Source organism: Streptomyces sp. NPDC053426, from assembly GCF_055585405.1.
Map to the genome: position 1 here is coordinate 13010 of NZ_JBVJKE010000010.1, position 20322 is coordinate 33331.

Here is a 20322-nt window from a genome sequence, read left to right on the forward strand (position 1 = left end):
CTCGTCCTCCCCCTGTGCGCCGTCGCGGCTACGCCAGACTGTCCCGCCAGGCCCGGTGCAGGTCGGCGAACCTGCCCGTCCCGGCGATGAGTTCGGACGGGCTGCCGTCCTCCACGATCCGTCCGTGCTCCATGACCAGCACCCGGTCGGCGATCTCCACCGTCGACAGCCGGTGGGCGATCACCACCGCCGTACGCCCCTTCAGCACCGTCGCCATCGCCCGCTGCACCGCCCGCTCGCCGGGGATGTCCAGCGAACTGGTCGCCTCGTCGAGGATGAGGACCGCCGGGTCCGCGAGCAGCGCCCGCGCGAAGGCGACCAGCTGGCGCTGACCGGCCGAGATACGGCCGCCCCGCTTGCGTACGTCGGTGTCGTAGCCGTCGGGGAGCGCGGCGATGAAGTCGTGCGCGCCGATCTCCTTCGCCGCCTGCTCGATCTCCTGGCGGGTGGCGTCCGGCCGGCCGATCGAGATGTTCTCGGCGACCGTGCCGGAGAACAGGAACGCCTCCTGCGTCACCATCACCACCTCGCGCCGCAGATCGCGTCCCGTGAGGTCGCGCAGGTCCGTCCCGTCGAGCAGCACCCGGCCGTCGGTGGGGTCGTAGAAGCGGGCGAGCAGCTTCGCCAGCGTCGACTTGCCCGCGCCGGTCGAGCCGACGACCGCGACGGTCTGCCCGGCCGGGAGGGTGAGGCCGAAGCGGGGCAGCACCTCGCCGCCGGTGCGGTACGCGAACCGGACGTCGTCGAAGACGACCTCGCGGCCGGGGAGTCCGGGGCGCCGCTCCGGCAGCTCGCGGGGGGCCGACGGCTCGGGCACGGACGGGGTCTGCGCCAGCAGGCCGGCGATCTTCTCCAGCGACGCCGCCGCCGACTGGTAGGAGTTCAGGAACATGCCGAGCCGGTCGATCGGGTCGTACAACCGGCGCAGGTACAGGACCGCCGCCGCCAGTACGCCCAGCTCCAGCGTGTCGTCCGCGACCCGGTAGGCGCCCCACAGCACGATCAGCGCGACCGTGGTGTTGGCGGTGATCCGGGAGCCGACGACATAGCGGGCCATCTCAAGGAGCGCGTCGCCGTTGGTCCGCTCGTGCCGCCGGTTCAGCACCGCGAACTCGGCGTCGTTCGCCGCCTCCCGGCGGAAGGCGCGCACCGGCCGGATGCCGTTCATCGTCTCGACGAACTTCACGATCACCGCCGCGATGGCCGTCGACCGCTTCCGGTACACCCGCCCCGCCCGCCGCTGGTACGACCGTATGAACAGGTACAGCGGCACGAACGACGCCACCGCGACCGCACCGAGCCCCAGGTCCAGCCAGAGCAGCAGCACCGAGATGTAGACGGCCGACAGGATGACCATCACCAGTTCCTGCAGGCCCTCCTCCAGCAGCTCGCGCAGCGACTCGACGTCGGTGGTGGAACGGGAGATCAGCCGGCCCGAGGTGTAGCGCTCGTGGAAGTCGACGCTGAGCGCCTGCGCGTGCCGGAAGATACGGCCGCGCAGATCGAGCAGCACGTCCTGGCTGACCCGCGCGGAGGCGGTGACGAAGGCGTACTGCAGCGCGCCGGCCGCCACCGCGCACAGCAGGTAGCCCACCGCCACCGCGATCAGCGGCCCGTTGTCGTCGTCGCGGAACGCGGGCACGGCCCGGTCGATGGCGTACGCCACCAGCAGCGGGCCGGCCTGCACCGCGGCCTGCTGGAGCAGCAGCAACAGCGCGGTGACGGCGACCCTGCCGCGCATGGGAGAGAGCAGGGAACGCAGCAGCACGCCGGTGGCGCCCGGGGGAGTGGGCAGCTGGTCCTGGTCGAAGGGGTCGTCGGAGGACGGGGTCCGGTCGTCGTCCTCGTCCCGGGCGGGTGCGGTGGTGGTCGCCGTCATCGCTCGTCGTCCTCCTGGTTCCCCGCCGGGGCGCCGGACATGAGGTGCGCGTACTCGGGGTTGTCGCGCAGCAGTTCGTGATGGGTGCCGACCGCGGTGATCCGGCCGCCGGAGAGCAGGGCCACGCGGTCGGCGAGCAGGACCGTGGAGGGGCGGTGGGCCACGATGAGGGCGGTGGTGTCCGCGAGCACCCGGCGCAGGGCGGCCTCGACGGCGGCCTCGGTGTGCACGTCGAGGGCGGACAGGGGGTCGTCGAGGACCAGGAAGTCGGGGCGTCCGACGACGGCGCGGGCCAGCGCGAGGCGCTGGCGCTGGCCACCGGAGAGGCTGAGGCCCTGTTCGCCGACCTGGGTGTCCGTGCCCTGGGGCAGCGCGTGCGCGAAATCGGCCTGGGCGACGGCCAGGGCGCGGTTCAGGTCTTCCTCGCCGTCCCCGCCGCCCATCAGTACGTTCTCGCCGACGCCGGCCGAGAAGAGGGTGGGTTCCTCGAAGGCGACGGCGACGCGGGAGCGCAGCTCCTCGCGGGACATCTCGGTGATGTCCGTTCCGTTGAGGGTGATGCGGCCCTCGGTGACTTCGTGGAGGCGCGGGACGAGGGCGGTGAGGGTGGTTTTGCCGCTGCCGGTGGCGCCGACCAGGGCGAGGGACTCGCCGGGGCGGATGTGCAGGTCGACGCGGTCGAGCACGGGGGCCGTGTCGGAGGGCGCGTCGGGGTAACGGAAGCTGACGCCGTGGAAGACGAGCCCGTCTTCGCTGTCCCGCGGGCAGTCGTGCCGCTCGGGCGATGGGGTGGGTGGGTGCGGACGGTCCCCCGTAAGCGCCGGGCTGCGCGACTCGCCCGGGGGGTGGACACGCCGCTCGGCGCTACGAGGTGCCGCTGCGCCCACCCGTGCCGCCCCAGCGGCACGACTGCCCGCAGCTACGGCGGCACGACTGCCCGCAGCTGGGGCGGTACTACTGCCCGCAGCTGGGGAGGACTCCGGCTCGGCGTCCATGACCTCGAAGTAGCGTTCCGTGGCCGTCGCCGCCTCCTGGCTCATCGCCAGGAGGAAGCCGATCGAGTCCACCGGCCAGCGGAGAGCGAGCGCGGTCGACAGGAACGCCACCAGCGTTCCCGCGGACAGCGAACCGTCCGCCACCCGTACGGCCCCCAGCACCAGCGCCGCCCCGATGGCGAGTTCCGGCAGCGTCACGATGACGCCCAGGATCGTCGCCAGCAGCCGCGCCTTGTGCAGCTCCGTTCCCCGGAGCTTCTCCGACAGTTCGCGGAACGCCCGTGCCTGACTGCGGTGCCGTCCGAACCCCTTGATGATCCGGATGCCGAGCACGCCCTCCTCGACGACCGTCGTCAGATCACCCACCTGGTCCTGTGCCAGCCGCGCCGCGCCCGAATACCGCTTCTCGAACACCACACACGTGACCATCACCGGCACGGCCGGCACCAGGATGACCAGTCCCAGCGTCCAGTCCTGGAGCAGCATGATGATCACGCCGACCAGGATCGTCACGCCGTTGACCAGGAGGAACGTCAGCGGGAACGCCAGGAACATCCGTAGCAGCATCAGATCCGTGGTGGCCCGCGACAGCAACTGCCCCGACGGCCACCGGTCGTGGAACGCGACCGGCAGCCGCTGCAGATGCCGGTACAGACCCGCCCGCATCTCCGCCTCGACGTGCGACAGCGGACGCGCCACCAGCCACCGCCGGAACCCGAACAGCAGCGCCTCCGCCAGCCCGAGCAGCAGCAGGTACAGCGCGCCCAGCCACACCCCCGCCGGGTCCCGGTCGGCGATCGGGCCGTCCACCATCCACTTCAGGACGAGCGGGATGACCAGCCCGATGCAGGAGGCGACGATCGCGATGAACGCGGCGGTGAACAACCGCGCCCGCACGGGCCGCACGTACGGCCACAGCCGCAGCAACGTACGCACGGTGGAGCGGGATTCCGGGGGAGAAGGTGTAGTGGGCATCAGCAGTGAGCCTACGGAACGCCACTGACGCTGCCCACCGGGTTTTGGCCGGACCGTCCTCCGCCGCTGGTCCTACGACCTGCGTGTACTCCGTGGGGCGTACCGCGGGTGTCTTCACCGGGCCGACGCCCCGGACCGGCGCCGATTCCTACCGTTCGGGGCATGAGGAAACACACCGCCGCCGTGCGGTTCACCATCGCCGCCCTGCTGGGCATGGCGGTCACCATCGTGCTGCAGATCCTGGGCGGCGCCGACTACCCCGTGATCCCCCCGGGCCTGCTCCTCCCGCTCGCCGGCGCGGCCCTGCTCGTCTGGCGCCCCAACCTCTGGACGAAGCTCTTCGCGCTGGCCAACGGCCTGTGGATCGGCTTCGGAGCCATCGTCGCCCCCGACGCGTGGGACAACCTCGACTCGGGCAAGTCCCTGCTGGTGGCGGCCACCGCCATGGAACTCGTCGCCTTGGTCCTCGTCGTGGTGGGCGCGGCCCGGGCTCTCGCGGTGCGGTCCGGGGTCCGGGAGGACAGCCGATGAGCGCCCCCGGCCTGAAGCGCCGTCCGATGGCCGTCGTGGCCGGATGCGGCATGCTCGCCGCCTCCGCGGGCGACTCCGCCCAGGGCTACGACGGCCCCGGCCCGTTCGTCTTCCTGGCCGTCGGCCTCGCGGTCCTGCTCGCACCCTGGCGTCCCGCCCCGCTGCTCGCCACCGTCACCGCGGCCTTCTTCCTGACGGGAGCCGTCGCCAACACCGAGGACCTCACCACGACCGTGGACACGGGCGGCCTCCTCGCGACCGTCGGCGTCGTCCTCCAGCTCGCCGGCTTCGTGGTCGCGGTGGTCGCCGGTGTCCTCGCGGTGCGCGGGCCGCGCGGGGAGGGTCCGGTGCCCGTGCCACGGTCAGGTCCGCACCCGTAGCAGCAGCACCGTCCGCCCCGGCACCGTGACCGCCGTCCCCGCCCGGTGCTCCACGCCGGGCGCCTCCGCCTGCGTCTCCCGTCCGGTGTCCACGACCACCTCGTACCGCCGGGCCCACGGCGGGCCCGGCAGCTCGAACTCCACCGGTCCCTCCCCCGCGTGCAGGACGGCCAGGAAGCTGTCGTCGAGGATCTGGTCCCCGTGCTCGTCGCGCCCCGGGATGTCCCTCCCGGAGAGGTACATGCCGAGCGTGGCGGCCGGCGCGTACCAGTCGTCCTCGGTCATCTCCGTGCCGCGCGGGGTGAACCAGGCCAGGTCGCGCAGCCCGTCCGCGGAGTGCGCGCGGCCGGAGAAGAAGGCCCGGCGGCGCAGCACCGGGTGCCGGTGGCGCAGGGCGATCAGCCGGGAGGTCAGCTCCAGCAGGGGGCGCCAGTCCGGGTCGTCCACGAGCGCCCAGTCCACCCAGCCGATCTCGTTGTCCTGGCAGTAGGCGTTGTTGTTGCCGCGCTGGGTGCGGCCCATCTCGTCGCCCGCGACCAGCATCGGCACGCCCGTCGACAGCAGCAGCGTGGTCAGCAGGTTCCGCAGTTGCCGCCGCCGTAGCGCCCGTACGCCGGTGTCCTCCGTCTCCCCCTCCGCGCCGCAGTTCCAGGCGCGGTTGTCGTCCGTGCCGTCCCGGTTGCCCTCGCCGTTCGCCTCGTTGTGCTTGCGGTCGTACGACACGAGGTCGCGCAGGGTGAAACCGTCGTGCGCGGTGACGTAGTTGACCGAGGCGTACGGCCGCCGCCCGCCCCAGGCGTACAGGTCGCTGGAGCCGGACAGCCGGTAGCCCATCTCCCGCACGTCCGGCAGCGCGTGCCGCCAGAAGTCCCGTACGGCGTCGCGGTAGCGGTCGTTCCACTCCGTCCACAGCGGCGGGAACGCGCCCACCTGGTAGCCCCCGGAGCCGACGTCCCACGGCTCGGCGATCAGCTTCACCCGGCGCAGCACCGGGTCCTGCGCGATCACCGCGAGGAACGGGGAGAGCATGTCGACGTCGTGCATCGAGCGGGCCAGCGCCGCCGCCAGGTCGAAGCGGAAGCCGTCGACGCCCATCTCGGTCACCCAGTAGCGCAGGGAGTCCGTGATCAGGCGCAGGACGTGCGGCTGGACGACGTGGAGGGTGTTGCCGCAGCCCGTGTAGTCGGCGTACCGGCGGGCGTCGGGCTGGAGGCGGTAGTAGCCGCGGTTGTCGACGCCCTTCAGGGAGAGCGTGGGGCCCAGTTCGCCCGCCTCCGCCGTGTGGTTGTAGACCACGTCGAGGATCACCTCGATCCCGGCCGCGTGCAGGGCCCGCACCATCCGCTTGAACTCGCCGACCTGCTGTCCCCTCGTCCCGGAGGCCGCGTACCCGGCGTGCGGGGCGAAGTAGCCGATGGAGTTGTAGCCCCAGTAGTTGCGCAGCCCCCGCCGCAGCAGATGGTCCTCGTGCGCGAACTGGTGCACCGGCAGCAGCTCCACGGCCGTGACGCCGAGCCGGACCAGGTGTTCGATCGCGGCGGGGTGCGCAAGACCCGCGTACGTGCCGCGCAGTTCCTCGGGGATGCCGGGGTGCCGCCGCGTGAAGCCCTTGACGTGCAGCTCGTAGATCACCGAGTCCGCCCACGGCGTCTTCGGCCGGCGGTCGTCCGCCCAGTCGTCGTCATCGTGGACGACGACGCCCTTGGGGACGTACGGCGCGGAGTCCCGGTCGTCGCGCACGGTGTCCGCGACATGCTGCTCCGGCCAGTCGCGGACGTGCCCGTACACCTCGGGCGGGAGCCTGAAGTCTCCGTCCACCGCACGCGCGTACGGGTCGAGGAGCAGCTTCGCCGGATTCCAGCGGGCGCCGGTCCACGGGTCCCAGCGGCCGTGCACCCGGTAGCCGTACCGCTGTCCGGGCAGCACACCCGGCACGAAGCCGTGCCAGATCTCGTGCGTCAGCTCGGTGAGCCGGGCCCTGCTCTCCCTGCCCCGCTCGTCGAACAGACACAGCTCGACCCCCTCCGCCCCGCCCGCCCACAGCGCGAAGTTCGTCCCCGCCACCCCGTCCGGGCCGACCCGGAACCGGGCTCCCAGCGGCGTCGGCCGGCCCGGCCGCACGGGCACCGTGGGCACGGGCGGCGCCGGCCGCGCGCCGTTCACGACGGCGGCCGGGCGCCCGTCCCCGGTGGCCCGCTCCGGGGTCACCGCCTCCTGCTCGGCTGCGCTGGACACCTGTCAGCCTCCCGCGGCTCGTGGGGGACGACGGCGGACAGGGGAGCGGGGCACGTGTCGTCGGCTCCGGCCGCGGCTCCCCGGCGCGTCGTCCTCCCCCTGTTCTGCCCAGAGCGTGCCTCGCACTCACGTTTCCCCGGGGGGCGGCATGGTCGTTTCCCGGAGGCGAGGCCCGTCGTTGGGCACCGCGTGAGGTACGTACAAGGGCGCGCACGGCGCGCGAGGGCCGTGCTGGCCGCCGTAGTGACATGGGCAGGACTGCTGACCGGAGCCGCCGGCTGTACCGCGGACGGCACCGTCGGAGGGGCGTTCGGGCCTCCGGCCGCCGAGGACGTCATCCGCGTGTCGCCCGACGACGGCAGCAAGAACGTACGCCCCGACTCGGCGCTGCGGGTGCGGGTGCCGGACGGGCGGCTGGAGTCGGTGAAGGTCGTCGCGTCGCAGGACGCGCGGGAGTCGCCGGTCCCCGGGCGGATCTCCGCCGACGGGCTGACCTGGAAGCCCGACGACGCGCGGCTGGCGCTGGCCGCGAAGTACACCGTCGACGCGGTGGCCGTGGACGGCGACGGCCGCCGCTCCGCCCGGCACACCACCTTCACCACCTTTGTCCCGGAGGAACGCTTCATCGGCTACGTCGCGCCCGAGGACCGCTCCACCGTCGGCACCGGAATGATCGTCTCCCTGGAGTTCAACCGGAAGATCGTCCACCGCGCGGCCGTCGAACGCGCCGTCCGCGTCACCGCCCGCCCGGCCGTCGAGATCCGCCCGCACTGGTTCGGCGACTCCCGCCTCGACTTCCGCCCCGAGCGGTACTGGAAGCCCGGCACCGAGGTCACCGTCGACCTGAACCTGCGCGACGTCGAGGGAGCGCCGGGCGTCTACGGCCTCCAGCACCGCACCTTCACCTTCACCGTCGGCCGCAGCCAGGTGTCGGTGGTCGACGCCGCCGAGCACACCATGCGGGTGCACCGGGACGGGGAGCTGCTGGCCACCGTGCCGATCACGGCGGGGGCGCGGAAGACGCCCACGTACAACGGCCGGATGGTGATCACCGAGATGCTCGAGGTCACCCGCATGAACGGCGCGACGGTCGGCTTCACCGACGACGACGGCAAGGGCGAGTACGACATCCCCGACGTCCCGCACGCCATCCGCCTGACCAGCTCCGGGACCTTCCTGCACGGCAACTACTGGGCCGACACCGACGTCTTCGGCGACTCCAACGTCAGCCACGGCTGCATCGGACTGCGCGACGTGAAGGGCGGCGGGGCGGACACCCCGGCGGGCTGGTTCTTCGACCGCAGCCTCGTCGGCGACGTCGTCGAGGTCGTCAACAGCGAGGACGAGAAGGTCGCCCCCGACAACGGCCTCGGCGGCTGGAACATGAACTGGAAGAAGTGGAAGGCGGGCAGCGCGGTGAAGTGACTTTGAAGCGACTCCCTCGGCGGGCCGTTGAACTTGGAACGGAACGGTGACAAACCCGCCGCCTCGAACCCCTCTGGCCTGTGGTTACTATGCCCGAGCGCGCGAGGGGCGCGCGGGGGCGCGGGTCCGGCAGGGACTGGGCCCGCCGAGGGGAGAAACAAGTGAACGTGGGGCCCATATCGGGGGCGGCGCCGGTCGGCGCCCGGGGGCGCGGCGGCCGGAAGCTGGCGGCACTGGCGCTCGGCGTGATGCTGGCGGTGACCGCCTGCGGCGGCGGAGGCTCGGAGCAGAACTCCGGCTCGGGCGACGGCAAGAACAAGGGCAAGGACTCCACCGCGGCGCAGAGCAAGCAGTCCGAGGCCGTGGTCGGCATCGCGCCCGAGGACGGCGCGAAGTCCGTCGAGACCAGCGGCGCGCTGAAGGTGAACGCGAGCAACGGCAAGCTGACCGAGGTCGTCGTCAAGAACCCGGACGGCGACAAGGTCGAGGGCGAGATATCCAAGGACGGCGCCACCTGGACGCCGTCCACCCACCTGGCCGCCTCCACCAAGTACACGGTGCACGCGGTCGCCAAGGACTCCGAGGGCCGCACCGCGGCCGAGGACTCCAGCTTCACCACGCTGACGCCGAAGAACACCTTCATCGGGCACTTCACCCCCGAGGACGGCTCCAAGGTCGGCGTCGGCATGCCGTTCTCGCTCCGCTTCACCCGGGGCATCACCAACCCCGAGGACGTCGAGAAGGCCGTCCGCATCACCACCGAGCCGGCCGTCGAGGTCGAGGGCCACTGGTTCGGCAACGACCGCCTCGACTTCCGCCCGGAGAAGTACTGGAAGGCCGGCACCAAGGTCACCGTCGACCTCAACCTCGACGGCGTCGAGGGCCGCGACGGCGTCTACGGCAAGCAGTCCAAGAAGGTCTCCTTCACCATCGGCCGCGAGCAGGTCTCCGTCGTCGACGCCAAGAAGCTCACGATGAAGGTCATGCGGGACGGCAAGCTCCTCAAGACCGTCCCGGTCACCACCGGCGCGCCCGGCTACGAGACCTGGAACGGCAAGATGGTCATCAGCGAGAAGCTGACGGTGACCCGGATGAACGGCGACACGGTCGGCTACGGCGGCGAGTACGACATCAAGGACGTCCCGCACGCCATGCGCCTGTCCACCTCCGGCACCTTCCTGCACGGCAACTACTGGGGCGGCGACGCCTTCGGCAACCGCAATTCCAGCCACGGCTGCGTCGGCCTGCGCGACGTCCGCGGCGGCTGGGACAAGGAGGCCCCGGCCGCCTGGTTCTTCAACAACTCCCTGATCGGCGACGTGGTGGAGGTCAAGAACTCCAACGACGCCACCATCGCCCCGGACAACGGCCTCAACGGCTGGAACATGTCCTGGGAGAAGTGGAAGGCGTGAGCCACACGGACGGCCCCGCACCCTGCCAGGGGTGCGGGGCCGTTCCGGCTCACGGCTCGGCCCGGAGCGTCAGCCGTCCGCGTCCGGCCGAATCGGCCCGTAACGGGCGCTCGCCGCTCCCGTGAGCAGCGCCCAGTAACGGTCGCCGAACGACCAGTGCCACCACTCCGTCGGGTAGTTCACCAACCCCGCGGCCGTCAGCGCGCGCCCCAGGACCTCCCTGTGCGCACGCGCCTGCCCGCCGATCCCGGGGGCGTCGGTGCAGCAGGCGCCGGCGCTTTCCTCCGGGGTCGCGTTCATGGGCGTGCCCAGGTCCAGCTCGCGGCCGTCCGCGTCCGCGAGTGTCAGGTCCACCGCCGCACCCGCGCTGTGCGGCGCGACGTCCGGTGGGGAGACGAAGCGGCTCGCAGCCGACCGGACCTGCTCGTCGGACCACCCCGGCCGCTCGGCCCGCAGTCTCTTCGCGTACTTCTCGAAGTAGCGGCGTTGCAGCGCCGGGGGCCGGTACCCCTCGACCACCAGGAACCGCAGACCGTCCGGCAGTCGCTCCTGCGCCCGGACCAGCCGTTCCAGCACCCCTCGACGCAGATGGAAGAAGGCGTCCGAGTCGCCCTGCTTCCGCATGTCCACAAGAAGCGGACCACTACTCCGCACATCGACCAGCGGCTCACCGCACTCACGCACGGAGACGGCCGCGACCCGCGGATCCGACATCAGGACGATCTCACTCATCCCGTGATGATCCCGTGAGCGCTCCCTGAACGGTCAAAGCAGCACGGCGTTGACCAGCCGCCCGGCGGACGGTCCTGGTCACAGCACCAGCACTCATCGACATGGTGATGCTCGACGCCGAAACCGTCGGCTGGACGTCCACCTGGCTCCACGACGACGGTTCTCGCGACACACGAGGCCACCGCATCATGCTCTGCCGCATCGCCAGGCTCACCGGGTGGTGGTCCACAGCGCCCGGAGCGGCCACACCGTCACCGCGGAACTCTTCACCGGCACCCGACCGGGAGCCCACCCGTGCTGAGTTCTTGAAGCCCTGGTCGACCAGGGCTTTGGTCACCGTGTCGCACTGGGCGGCGACACCGTCCAGCAGGGCGATGCCGGCGGTGTTCTCGTGCGCGGAGGCGGGCAGGACGACGCAGTCGACGACGAGGCCGCACACGTCCACGGCGTGGATGCTCTGGGTGTCCAGGATCACCAGGCTCGGGTCGGCTGATCGCTTGCGGTTCTCGCGCGGCCGCCAGCGCAGCAGACCGTGAATGTCCTGGTCGAGGCCCTCGTCGCGCCAGAGGCAGAAGCAGTACTTCACGGCTCCGGGCGGCGGCATGTCGTGGGGCGGGAACTCCCACTGACACCCCGTGCGGTTCTGGTAGAGGATCGCGTTCACGATCTCCCGCATCACGTACTTGCCCTCGTGCCCGCCGACCGAGGGGCGCCGGGCCTTCCACGCCGTGATCACGGGCTCGAGAAGCTGCCACTGCCGGTCGGTGGCATCGCTCGGGTACGGCTTGCGCATGCTCATGCCATAACCCGAGCGAATCTCGGTCCTTTGACCGGCAGCGATACCGCGACGTCACACCATCGAGCGATCACAAGCCGGACGCAAGGCCACGTACCGCCCTCTCAGGAGATACGCCGCAGCGCGTTGCGGAACTGTGGTTCTGGCACAGCGATTCACCGCCATGCAGGCGGGGCGGCAGCGGGGTGGCCTGTCCGCTCCCGGCATCGCAGAGGTGTGTCAGCGCGCCGTCGTGGCACGGAGCTCGTCGAGGGCCGCGGCGCCGGGTGAGCCCGGTGCCGCGGAGAAGACGATCATTGATTGTTCGGTGTCGGGCAGCAGCAGGGTGTCGCAGTCCAGGGTGAGTGTTCCGAGGTCGGGGTGCTTGATTGTCTTGCGCATGGACCGGGATGTCGTGGAGCGTCCCTCCTCCCACATGCTCCAGAATTGCTCGCTGGCATTGAGCAGGTTCTCGATCAGGGACCGGAGGTCCGGATCGTCCGGGTAGCGCGAGCGCGCGGTGCGCAGCCACCCCACGTACTGCTGGGCCGTCGTTTCGGCCTCCTCCGGGGTGGATACGTGAGTGACACCTGCGCCGAGAAACCGCTGCCAGATGATGTTGCGTTGCCCATCGGGCCAGCACATGAAATCGCCGAGGAGCGCGCAGGCCATGGAGTTCTGTGCCAACACATCGCCTTTGGCCGACAGGACGAGCGCGGGAAGGTCGCTGAGGCGTTCGAGAAGGCGTAGCACGCTCGGCCGCAGCGACATCTCGATCCGGCCGGGCAGCGGTGGCGAGCTGCCGGCCAGCCGGAATACCTGTTCGCGCTCATCGCGGTCGAGCCGCAGTGCTCGGGTCAGGGCCGTGAGTACCTGGTCGGACGGCTGCGGCCCGCGGCCCTGCTCCAGGCGGACCACGTACTCGAAGCTGAGCCCGGCGAGCTGGGCCACCTCTTCGCGGCGCAGGCCGGGCACTCTTCTTCTGGGGCCGGCCGGGAGGCCGACGTCCTCCGGTGCGATGCGCGCACGGGCAGCTTTAACGACGCGGGCGAGCTCGATGCGGTCCATTCATTCATTCTCTTCCCCACGGGCGCGGACTTCCGGTTTTGCGGCGCGGGCATCCTGGTACGGCCCGTACCACCATCGGGCGTACCTGGATGCCTCTTCGCGTGCTGCTTAGCGTCGAAGCATGAACGCATCACAAGGAAACTCGAACCACACCAGCCCCACCACCGCCCTGATCACCGGCGCCAACAAGGGCCTCGGCTACGAGACCGCCCGCCGGCTCGGCGAACTCGGCTGGCGCGTCTTCCTCGGCGCACGTGACGAGGCCCGAGGCAAGGAGGCTGCCGCGCGGCTTGCCGCCCAGGGCGCGGACGTGATTTTCGTACCGCTGGACGTGACCTTCGACGATTCCGTCGCCGCAGCTGTCGAAGCCGTCAAGGAGCACACCGACCGGCTCGATGTCCTGGTCAACAATGCCGGGATAACCGGCGAGGAGGTCGGCCCGCTGGACAAGGTGATCACGCCGGAGGAGACCCTGCCGCAGCACCTCGTCCCCGTCTTCCGCGTCAACGTCCTCGGCCCGGTCCGTGTCACCCACGCATTCCTGCCGCTGCTGCGGGCCGCGGACGATCCGCGGGTGGTGATGGTCTCCAGCGGCGCCGGATCACTGACAGGCGCGACGACGGCCGGCTCCGACCACTCCGGGTCCGCCCACCTGATGTACCCGACGTCCAAGGCGGCCCTGAACATGCTCACCGTCCAGTACGCCAACGGCATCCCGGATGTCCGGTTCAACCTGGCCGACCCCGGCTTCACCGCCACCGACCTCAACCACCACCAGGGCACCCAGACCGTCACCGAGGGCACCGACGCCATCGTCGAGCTCGCCACCACCTCACCCGGGCCGACCAGGCAGTACCGCAACCGCAACGGCAACGTCCCGTGGTGAGGGGGGACGACACGAGCGACGAAGGAGCGACGATGCCGAAACATCCGATGGGCAACGCCCGGACTGTCGTCATCACCGGGGGGAACAGCGGTCTCGGCCATGCGTGCGCGCAAGCGATCCTCGGTTCCTCCGCCGGGTCATGGCACGTCGTGATCGCCTCCCGCGACGCAGCCCGCTCGCGGGCCGCCGCCGACGCGCTGGCCGCCGGCGCCGCCGCCGGCAACTCGGTGGAGGCGATGGTGCTGAACCTGGGATCACTCGACTCGATCCGGTCCTTCGCCGCCGAGCTGACAGACCGGCTGAGCTCGGGCGCGCTGCCGCAGCTGCACGCCCTGGTGTGCAACGCGGGCGTGCAGATGGGAGCGAACGATGCCAGGACCGCCGACGGATTCGAGGCCACGTTCGGGATCAACCACCTGGGTCACTTCGCTCTCGTCCACGCACTGCTGCCCGTACTGAAGGCGCCGTCGCGCGTGGTCGTGGTCTCAAGCGGCACCCACGACCCCGGCCCCAAAGGCGGACTCGCCCCGGCCTGGAACGACCCGCACGCCCTCGCCCGCGGCGAGCTCGGACCGGCGGCGGCCAAGGACAATGCCCTGCTCAGGGGGCAGCGCCGCTACTGCACCTCCAAACTCGCGAACATCTATTTCACCTACGCCCTGGCCCGTCGGCTGCCTGACGGCGTCACCGCCAACGCGTTCGACCCCGGGATCATGCTGGACACCGCGCTGGGGCGCTCGATGCCCGCACCGGTCCGGTTCGCGTTCCGGCACATCGCGCCCCGGTTCACCTGGCTGCTGCGCCGGGTCATGAAGGACAGCATCCACACCGCCCAGGAATCGGGCCGCGCACTCGCCTGGCTCGCCACCGCGCCCGAACTGGCCGGCACCACAGCCAGGTACTTCGACGGGCGCCGGGACGTCCCCTCGTCCGACGAGTCCCACGACGCCGCCCGCGCGGAGCAGCTCTGGAAGGACAGCCTGATTCTGACCGGCGCGGCCACCACCCGCTGACGCAACAGCGAGGAATGAAGGAGGACGAGATGAGCAACATCACGGATGAAACAGCGGTGCCCACATTCTCCATGGCCGAACGCGATCGCCGCTGGGAGCTGGCACGGGAGTTCATGAGTCGTGAGGGCCTCGACGCGCTGCTGGTCTTCGGCGAGCACGAAGACGCCGGCCCGGCACCGTTCAACTACGACACCTGGTTCACCAACGGCCGGGCCGGCACCACCGTCATCTTCCCGCGCAAGGGCGAGCCGGTCTCGCTGCTCCCGATGGAGATGTTCACAAAGGGCCACCTCGAATCCGCCCGCCGAGGCGACACCCTCTGGATGCCGCCGGAGAACCTGCGCATGTTCCGCGACTCCCGCGTGGTCACCGCCACCCTGAACGAGTTGGGGCTCGCGAAGGCGACGGTAGGGGTCGTCGGTTTGGAGGGCTTTCCGCCCTGGCACCCCGAGGGCATCGTGCCCTACCGGTTCTGGATGAACATACTGGCCGCCTTTCCCGCAGCCGAGTTCACACCCGTGGGGATGGCTCTGAGCCGACTCATCATGCCGCTGGGCCCCGAGGAGATCGCCGTAGTACGCCACTCGGCGCGCATCGGTGACGCCATGGTGCGGGCCATGGCGCAGACCGCCGCCGCCGGTGTACCCGAGAGCGAGGTGTACGCGGCCGGGATGGCTGCGGGCTACGCCCGCGGGACTACCCCCTCGGCCATGCACTTCTGGACGGGCCCCGACCCGCTCGCACGGGGCCTGCCGCCGTGGAGCTACAGCCCGCAAGCTCCTCGTGTCCTGCAGGACGGTGACGTCATCTCCGCCGAGGTGTTCAGCAATGCCGCCGGCCGCCACACCCAGCACCAGGTCACCATCACCATCGGTGAACCGCACGAGGACCTGCTGCGTGCCGCCGACGTCACCCGAGCAGCGTACGACGCCGGATTGGCAGCCCTGCGCCCCGGCCGGACGTTCGGCGAAGCCGTCGCCGACATCCGCAAGCCCTACGCCAACGCCGGCGGATGGGAATTCGGCCCCGCCATCCACACACTCAACCCGACGATCGCCGTCAGTGGCTTCCCCAACGATGCCAGCCGCCGCATGGCCGGGGCCGACGCCTATCCCGCCGAAGGCGAGCATCACCCCACCATGGCCGCCGACATGGAACTCGAACCGGGAATGACCTTCGCCCTCGAACCCAACTACGCCTACGGACGCCACCTTGCCTACCTCGGCGGCACAGTGATCGTCGGCGACGACGGCGCAATCGAGCTCAACCCGTACACGGCGCAGATCCTCCGCGCGGAAGGCAGTCCGGGCCGCTCGGCCTGATACCTGCCCTCTGAGAGCTCGGGCCGTCGTCACGGGCCGGCCGTTGCCGCCGTGGCTGGCTGTCGTCGGCTGAGGTTCGTGCCACTGCCGTGCCGGATGCAGGGATCGGGCACGGTCAACGGGGGTGTCCCGCAGTCGAGTTGCCGGCAAGCCTGGTCAGGTGTTGAAGCCCGGCTCAGCGGCACGATCCGCCCGTCTCTCCGGACCAGATCATGCCCCTGCTGTTCTGCCGGGACAAACTCAGCCAGGTGTGAACTCGTACTGAAGCGCGTACGGATGACCCGCCTTGACCATGACGGTGGCCTCCACGGGGCATCCGTCGTCGCTGTGGACGACGCGCAGGGTGCGAGCACAGGGAGGTCGCTGGGCAGGTTCAGGGCCTGATACTGCTCCTGGGCGGGGACCCTGGCCGAGACCCGGTCCACGCTCAGGCGTGGCGGGAACCCGAGTTGGCTGAGGAGCGCCGGGGTGCCGCCCTTGGTCTTCCGCTTGGCGGTGAGGGCGGTCTCCCGGGCGATGGACAGAGGGTGGTAGGACTTGACCAGTTCGACCGGTTCCCCGTCGATCGACAGGATCTGATGACGTAGGACCGCGGTCCCGGCGTTGTCGAGACCCAGTGCGGACGCGACATCGGCCGACGGCCGGTCAGCGGTACGGCTTTCCCGGCTCCGCGGGAGCCATGCACGCGGCCGGGCGCATCGTTCGCTGCCGGTGTTCGCGAACGGTGACGGCGGACCCGGCGCGACCCACCATGAGCTGCTCGTCCTTGAGGAGCTGCAGTGCTTTCCGGAGGGTCGCGTTCGAGGCGTCGAATCTCTCCTCGAGCTGCGCCGTGGAGGGCAGGTTGGCGCCCGCCGCCGTGCCGCCGCCATGTCACCGGAGCAACGTCGCGAAATGATCATCCAGACCGCGGTCCCGCTGATCACCGAGTACGGCTCCGCGGTGACGACCGCGAAGATCGCCCGCGCCGCGGGCATCGGCGAGGGCACGATCTTCCGGGTCCTCGCCGACAAGGACGAGCTGCTGCAGGCTTGCATCGCCGAGGCGCTCTCCCCCGAGCACGCGGTCCGCGAGCTCGACGCGATCGACGCGTCCCAGCCGCTGCCCGACCGGCTCGCGAAGGCGGCCGAGGCTCTGCGGGCGTACATGTCCAGGATGGGCGCGATCATCGGCTCGCTGGGACATCGCGGCGGCAAGCACCCCGGCACGGTGCGCGGCGCGGGCCGCAACGAGTCGACGACCCGTATCCGTGCGGCCCTCGCGGAGCTGCTGGAGCCCGCCAAGGCCGCCCTGCGCCGGCCGCCGGAGCAGATCGCGGCCCTCTTCCCCGGGCTGATCTTCACCCAGCCGCGTACGGAGGACGAGACCGACCTGACCCCGCAGGAGCTGGTGGAGGTCTTCCTGCACGGGGCGCTCCCGGGGAGCGCCGAGTGAGCGCGCGGAGAAGGCGCCTGGGGGTCACGGCCCTGGCCGTCCTGGCCCCCGTTCTGGTGTGGCTGGTCGCGGACCCGCTGCTGGGGCACCGGCTGCGGATTGCCGACGGCGAACGGACGCTCGACATCGGCGCCGTGCCCGTGGCGGCCGTCGCACTGCTCGCGGCGCTCTCCGGCTGGGGACTGCCGGCCGTCCTGGAGCGGTCCGGGGTGCGGCGCGCCCGCACCATCTGGACCGGGGCCGCCGGCGCCGTACTGGCCGTGTCCTTCCTGCCGTTCACCGGCGACGGCATGGACGGCGGCACCCGGGCTGCGCTGGCCCTGATGCACCTGGCGGTGGCGGCGGTGCTGATCCCGGGGCCCGGCGGCCGTCCCGGCGAGGAACCCGGCAGGGTGTGAGCCGGTGGTGTACCCGCGGTACCCCCGCGTGTGAACGGCCGCTAACCTGCGGAGCATGACCGTACATCTCGAAGTCGCCGAAGGCGTCGGCACGCTGCGGCTGGAGCGGCCGCCCATGAACGCGCTGGACGTCGCCACGCAGGACCGGTTGAAGGAGCTCGCCGAGGAGGCCGCGCGGCGCGAGGACGTGCGCGCCGTGGTGATCTACGGCGGGGAGAAGGTGTTCGCGGCGGGCGCGGACATCAAGGAGATGCAGGCCATGGACCATGCGGCCATGGTGCTGCGGGCCCGCGCGCTCCAGGACTCCTTCACGGCCGTGGCCCGCATCCCCAAGCCGGTCGTGGCCGCCGTCACCGGCTACGCGCTCGGCGGCGGGTGCGAGCTGGCGCTGTGCGCCGACTACCGGATCGCCGGGGAGAACGCCAAGCTGGGCCAGCCCGAGATCCTGCTCGGCCTGATCCCGGGCGCGGGCGGCACCCAGCGGCTGTCCCGGCTGATCGGGCCCTCCAAGGCCAAGGACCTCATCTTCACGGGACGCCAGGTGCGGGCCGACGAGGCGCTGGCGCTCGGCCTGGTGGACCGGGTGGTCCCCGCCGACGAGGTCTACGCGCAGGCGCACGCGTGGGCCGCGAAGCTGGCCCAGGGTCCGGCGATCGCGCTGCGCGCGGCCAAGGAGTCGGTCGACACCGGTCTGGAGACGGACATCGACACCGGTCTCGCCGTCGAACGCAACTGGTTCGCGGGCCTGTTCGCCACCGAGGACCGCGAGCGGGGGATGCGCAGCTTCGTGGAGGAGGGGCCGGGCAAGGCGAAGTTCCTCTGAAATCTCCTACGCGGTCTTGCAATTGACGCGATGTCTGATTCCGGGTCCCTCGATGGGGCGGTTCATGGGAGCCTTGGGGCACCCTTAAGCCGTTCGTGTCGAGGGAGTCCGTCGATTGCCTGAGCGCGAGCCGTTTCCCCAGGTCGGACGGTATTTCGAGGGCTCCGAAATGCCTTCGGCATATGTCGGTGGCTCCATGTCGGACAGAGGCGTACGGGGGGCGTATTCCCCCGGAACGGCCCCCGAGGGTCCCTCGGACGGCCATGATGGGGGCATGGCGGGGCTGGATGGCAGGGAACAGCCGCGGGGAGACGGACGTGCGACCGCGTCGCGCTGGTCGCCGACGGTCGAGGACGAACGCGCGCTGAAGGCGCTGGAGTTGTTCGGCAACCCGACGGAGGCTGAAGTTCCGCTGCCGTCCCGCCCCGAGTCCGCCGCCACCGCCCGCCGGCTCGCCCAGGTGGTCATCCTGCGGGAGTGGGGTCTCACCGCCAAGACCGCCGAGGACGCCGTCCTGCTCGTCTCCGAACTGGTCGGCAACGCCGTACGGCACACCGGCGCCCGCGTCTTCGGCCTCCGCATGCGCCACCGGCGCGGCTGGATCCGGATCGAGGTCCGCGACCCGTCCCGCGGACTGCCCTGTCTCATGCCGGTCCAGGAGATGGACATCAGCGGCCGGGGCCTCTTCCTCGTCGACAAGCTCGCCGACCGCTGGGGCGTCGACCTGCTGCCCCGCGGCAAGACCACCTGGTTCGAGATCCGGGTGACGGACCGCTGAGGGGCCCTGAGGGTTCCTGATGGGTGTCCTCGCCCGTGTGGCTTGAGTCTCCAGCCACTGGAAGGTCCAGACTCCCGGACATGACCGACGACGGCACCGGACTTCTCACCATCGGCGAGCTCGCCCGGGCGACCGGGCTGTCCGTGCGCACCATCCGCTACTGGTCGGACGAGGGCGCCCTGCCCCCGGTGGCCCGTTCGGCGGGCGGGTACCGGCTCTACGACGCCGGCTCCGTCGCCCGCCTGGAGCTGGTCCGCACCCTGCGCGAGCTGGGCCTCGGCCTCACCGACGTACGCCGGGTGCTGACCGGTGAGACGACGGTCGCGCAGGTCGCGGCGGCGCACGTGGCCGCGCTGGACGCGCAGATCCGGTCGCTGAAGGTGACCCGCGCGGTGCTGTCGACCGTGGCACGACGCGGCTCGACCGCGGAGGAGACGACACTCATGAACAAGCTGGCACGGCTGTCCACCGCCGAGCGCAAACGGATCATCGAGGACTTCATGACGGAGGTCTTCGACGGCATCGACACCGCGGACCCCGACATCCGCACCCGCCTGCGCTTCGCCGCGGCCGACCTGCCCGACGACCCCACCCCCGAGCAGGTGGACGCCTGGGTGGAGCTGGCCGAGCTGATCCAGGACCCGGAGTTCCGGGCCACCATGCGCAGGATGATCGAGTTCAACGCGGCGGACCGGGGACCGGACGTCCCCTCCGGCAGCTCCCTGTGGTTCATGAGCCGGCTGGTGCGGCTCGCGGGCGGGGCGATCGGGGACGGCATCGCGCCGGACTCGCCGCGCGCCGCCGGTGTCCTGCACGAGCTGATCGGGGACGCCGACCCGGCCGCCGTACTGGAACGCCTCGAGGCGGCGACGAACGTACGCCTCGCCCGCTACCGCGAGCTGTCCGCGATCGTGAACGGTCTGGAACCGCCCACCGCCTACCAGGAGCGGTTCGGGTGGGTGGTCGCCGCACTGGAGTCTCAGGTGGCCCGATAATCTGACCCGCGTCAGCAAGACGGCAAAGTACGAGATGAGGGGCGGATCGGTGGCGGACATCGAGGAAGCGCGCAAGCAGTTCGAGCGGATCGACACGGACGGGGACGGGGTCATCACCGCTGCCGAGTTCAAGGCCGCCCTGGCGCAGGGCGGTGACTGGAACGTCACCGAGGCGGTCGCCGAGGCCGTGATCAAGTCCCAGGACCTGAACGGTGACAAGGTCCTGTCGTTCGACGAGTTCTGGGCGCACCTGAACAAGTAGGTCC

General features: G+C 71.1%; 19 protein-coding genes and 1 pseudogene. 13 read left to right on the forward strand and 7 right to left on the reverse strand.

Annotation, left to right across the window (positions count from 1 at the left end):
• Positions 1–28 precede the first annotated feature (28 nt).
• Positions 29–1879 carry an ABC transporter ATP-binding protein gene (locus tag ACZ62B_RS20875; protein WP_344567437.1) on the reverse strand — a complete coding sequence of 617 codons (1851 nt, stop codon included), beginning with the start codon at positions 1877–1879 and terminating at the stop codon, positions 29–31.
• Positions 1876–3849: an ABC transporter ATP-binding protein gene (locus tag ACZ62B_RS20880; RefSeq protein ID WP_469691648.1), complete on the reverse strand. Its 1974-nt coding sequence runs from the start codon at positions 3847–3849 to the stop codon at positions 1876–1878. Before ACZ62B_RS20880 ends, ACZ62B_RS20875 begins: the two co-directional genes overlap by 4 nt.
• A gap of 162 nt (positions 3850–4011) precedes the next feature.
• On the opposite strand from ACZ62B_RS20880, the gene ACZ62B_RS20885 reads away from it, so the two are divergent.
• Positions 4012–4380, forward strand: a complete 369-nt coding sequence (locus tag ACZ62B_RS20885) for a hypothetical protein (RefSeq protein WP_344567441.1) — start codon at positions 4012–4014, stop codon at positions 4378–4380.
• The gene (locus tag ACZ62B_RS20890) at positions 4377–4760 is read left to right on the forward strand and encodes a hypothetical protein (protein WP_344567443.1); all 384 of its coding nucleotides are present in this window, start codon (positions 4377–4379) and stop codon (positions 4758–4760) included. The genes ACZ62B_RS20885 and ACZ62B_RS20890 overlap by 4 nt, the downstream gene beginning before the upstream one ends.
• Here the strand turns inward: ACZ62B_RS20890 and glgX are convergent.
• The gene (glgX, locus tag ACZ62B_RS20895; protein ID WP_468725280.1) at positions 4743–6995 is read right to left on the reverse strand and encodes a glycogen debranching protein GlgX; all 2253 of its coding nucleotides are present in this window, start codon (positions 6993–6995) and stop codon (positions 4743–4745) included. The two genes, ACZ62B_RS20890 and glgX, sit on opposite strands and share 18 nt — an antisense overlap.
• Before the next feature lie 189 nt (positions 6996–7184).
• Between glgX and ACZ62B_RS20900 the strand changes: the two genes are divergently transcribed.
• Positions 7185–8420 carry a L,D-transpeptidase gene (locus ACZ62B_RS20900; RefSeq protein WP_469691651.1) on the forward strand — a complete coding sequence of 412 codons (1236 nt, stop codon included), beginning with the start codon at positions 7185–7187 and terminating at the stop codon, positions 8418–8420.
• Between the two features lie 161 nt (positions 8421–8581).
• Positions 8582–9832 (forward strand): L,D-transpeptidase, encoded by a 1251-nt coding sequence (locus ACZ62B_RS20905; protein WP_344567449.1) that lies wholly within the window; start codon positions 8582–8584, stop codon positions 9830–9832.
• 69 nt (positions 9833–9901) lie between these two features.
• Here the strand turns inward: ACZ62B_RS20905 and ACZ62B_RS20910 are convergent, their stop codons facing one another.
• The 3 genes from ACZ62B_RS20910 to ACZ62B_RS20920 all read right to left on the reverse strand — a co-directional run bounded on the left by ACZ62B_RS20910 (position 9902) and on the right by ACZ62B_RS20920 (position 12407).
• On the reverse strand, positions 9902–10564 hold the full coding sequence (locus ACZ62B_RS20910; RefSeq protein WP_344567451.1) for a M15 family metallopeptidase: 663 nt from the start codon (positions 10562–10564) through the stop codon (positions 9902–9904).
• Positions 10557–11363: a transposase gene (locus ACZ62B_RS20915; RefSeq protein ID WP_469691653.1), complete on the reverse strand. Its 807-nt coding sequence runs from the start codon at positions 11361–11363 to the stop codon at positions 10557–10559. Before ACZ62B_RS20915 ends, ACZ62B_RS20910 begins: the two co-directional genes overlap by 8 nt.
• Positions 11364–11579: 216 nt before the next feature.
• A complete protein-coding gene (locus ACZ62B_RS20920; RefSeq protein ID WP_344567455.1) occupies positions 11580–12407 on the reverse strand; it encodes a helix-turn-helix transcriptional regulator in 828 nt (275 codons plus the stop codon).
• 121 nt (positions 12408–12528) lie between these two features.
• On the opposite strand from ACZ62B_RS20920, the gene ACZ62B_RS20925 reads away from it, so the two are divergent.
• From ACZ62B_RS20925 to ACZ62B_RS20935, 3 genes are read left to right on the forward strand one after another with little or no spacing between them, the layout of a single operon-like run.
• Complete coding sequence (locus tag ACZ62B_RS20925; protein WP_344567457.1) at positions 12529–13293, forward strand: SDR family NAD(P)-dependent oxidoreductase; 765 nt, start codon at positions 12529–12531, stop codon at positions 13291–13293.
• A gap of 32 nt (positions 13294–13325) precedes the next feature.
• Positions 13326–14306 carry an SDR family NAD(P)-dependent oxidoreductase gene (locus tag ACZ62B_RS20930; protein ID WP_344567459.1) on the forward strand — a complete coding sequence of 327 codons (981 nt, stop codon included), beginning with the start codon at positions 13326–13328 and terminating at the stop codon, positions 14304–14306.
• 29 nt (positions 14307–14335) lie between these two features.
• Positions 14336–15628, forward strand: coding sequence for a M24 family metallopeptidase (locus tag ACZ62B_RS20935; protein WP_344567461.1), 1293 nt, complete (start codon positions 14336–14338; stop codon positions 15626–15628).
• A gap of 240 nt (positions 15629–15868) precedes the next feature.
• On the opposite strand, the pseudogene ACZ62B_RS20940 reads toward ACZ62B_RS20935, so the two are convergent.
• Positions 15869–16495 (reverse strand): annotated as a pseudogene (locus ACZ62B_RS20940) (GntR family transcriptional regulator); the annotation flags it as partial.
• A 27-nt stretch (positions 16496–16522) separates the two neighbouring features.
• Here ACZ62B_RS20940 and ACZ62B_RS20945 point away from each other — a divergent pair.
• The 6 genes from ACZ62B_RS20945 to ACZ62B_RS20970 all read left to right on the forward strand — a co-directional run bounded on the left by ACZ62B_RS20945 (position 16523) and on the right by ACZ62B_RS20970 (position 20318).
• Positions 16523–17062, forward strand: a complete 540-nt coding sequence (locus ACZ62B_RS20945) for a TetR/AcrR family transcriptional regulator (RefSeq protein WP_469691657.1) — start codon at positions 16523–16525, stop codon at positions 17060–17062.
• On the forward strand, positions 17059–17460 hold the full coding sequence (locus tag ACZ62B_RS20950; RefSeq protein ID WP_469691658.1) for a DUF6069 family protein: 402 nt from the start codon (positions 17059–17061) through the stop codon (positions 17458–17460). Before ACZ62B_RS20945 ends, ACZ62B_RS20950 begins: the two co-directional genes overlap by 4 nt.
• Positions 17461–17515: 55 nt before the next feature.
• Positions 17516–18283, forward strand: coding sequence for an enoyl-CoA hydratase/isomerase family protein (locus ACZ62B_RS20955; RefSeq protein WP_073936342.1), 768 nt, complete (start codon positions 17516–17518; stop codon positions 18281–18283).
• Between the two features lie 169 nt (positions 18284–18452).
• A complete protein-coding gene (locus ACZ62B_RS20960; RefSeq protein WP_344567468.1) occupies positions 18453–19061 on the forward strand; it encodes an ATP-binding protein in 609 nt (202 codons plus the stop codon).
• Positions 19062–19141: 80 nt separating this feature from the next.
• A complete protein-coding gene (locus ACZ62B_RS20965; RefSeq protein ID WP_469691661.1) occupies positions 19142–20056 on the forward strand; it encodes a helix-turn-helix domain-containing protein in 915 nt (304 codons plus the stop codon).
• Between the two features lie 49 nt (positions 20057–20105).
• Positions 20106–20318 (forward strand): EF-hand domain-containing protein, encoded by a 213-nt coding sequence (locus ACZ62B_RS20970; protein ID WP_344567472.1) that lies wholly within the window; start codon positions 20106–20108, stop codon positions 20316–20318.
• Positions 20319–20322 lie beyond the last annotated feature (4 nt).

What these genes read in the sequence shown, in the direction of transcription:
- ACZ62B_RS20910 (WP_344567451.1), bottom strand. Translation starts at nt 10,564, where the DNA reads ATGAGTGAGATCGTCCTGATGTCGGATCCGCGGGTCGCGGCCGTCTCC.
- ACZ62B_RS20890 (WP_344567443.1), top strand. Translation starts at nt 4,377, where the DNA reads ATGAGCGCCCCCGGCCTGAAGCGCCGTCCGATGGCCGTCGTGGCCGGA.
- ACZ62B_RS20880 (WP_469691648.1), bottom strand. Translation starts at nt 3,849, where the DNA reads ATGCCCACTACACCTTCTCCCCCGGAATCCCGCTCCACCGTGCGTACG.
- ACZ62B_RS20925 (WP_344567457.1), top strand. Translation starts at nt 12,529, where the DNA reads ATGAACGCATCACAAGGAAACTCGAACCACACCAGCCCCACCACCGCC.
- ACZ62B_RS20945 (WP_469691657.1), top strand. Translation starts at nt 16,523, where the DNA reads ATGATCATCCAGACCGCGGTCCCGCTGATCACCGAGTACGGCTCCGCG.
- ACZ62B_RS20965 (WP_469691661.1), top strand. Translation starts at nt 19,142, where the DNA reads ATGACCGACGACGGCACCGGACTTCTCACCATCGGCGAGCTCGCCCGG.
- ACZ62B_RS20885 (WP_344567441.1), top strand. Translation starts at nt 4,012, where the DNA reads ATGAGGAAACACACCGCCGCCGTGCGGTTCACCATCGCCGCCCTGCTG.
- ACZ62B_RS20935 (WP_344567461.1), top strand. Translation starts at nt 14,336, where the DNA reads ATGAGCAACATCACGGATGAAACAGCGGTGCCCACATTCTCCATGGCC.
- ACZ62B_RS20955 (WP_073936342.1), top strand. Translation starts at nt 17,516, where the DNA reads ATGACCGTACATCTCGAAGTCGCCGAAGGCGTCGGCACGCTGCGGCTG.
- ACZ62B_RS20960 (WP_344567468.1), top strand. Translation starts at nt 18,453, where the DNA reads ATGCCTTCGGCATATGTCGGTGGCTCCATGTCGGACAGAGGCGTACGG.
- ACZ62B_RS20915 (WP_469691653.1), bottom strand. Translation starts at nt 11,363, where the DNA reads ATGAGCATGCGCAAGCCGTACCCGAGCGATGCCACCGACCGGCAGTGG.
- ACZ62B_RS20930 (WP_344567459.1), top strand. Translation starts at nt 13,326, where the DNA reads ATGCCGAAACATCCGATGGGCAACGCCCGGACTGTCGTCATCACCGGG.
- ACZ62B_RS20920 (WP_344567455.1), bottom strand. Translation starts at nt 12,407, where the DNA reads ATGGACCGCATCGAGCTCGCCCGCGTCGTTAAAGCTGCCCGTGCGCGC.
- ACZ62B_RS20875 (WP_344567437.1), bottom strand. Translation starts at nt 1,879, where the DNA reads ATGACGGCGACCACCACCGCACCCGCCCGGGACGAGGACGACGACCGG.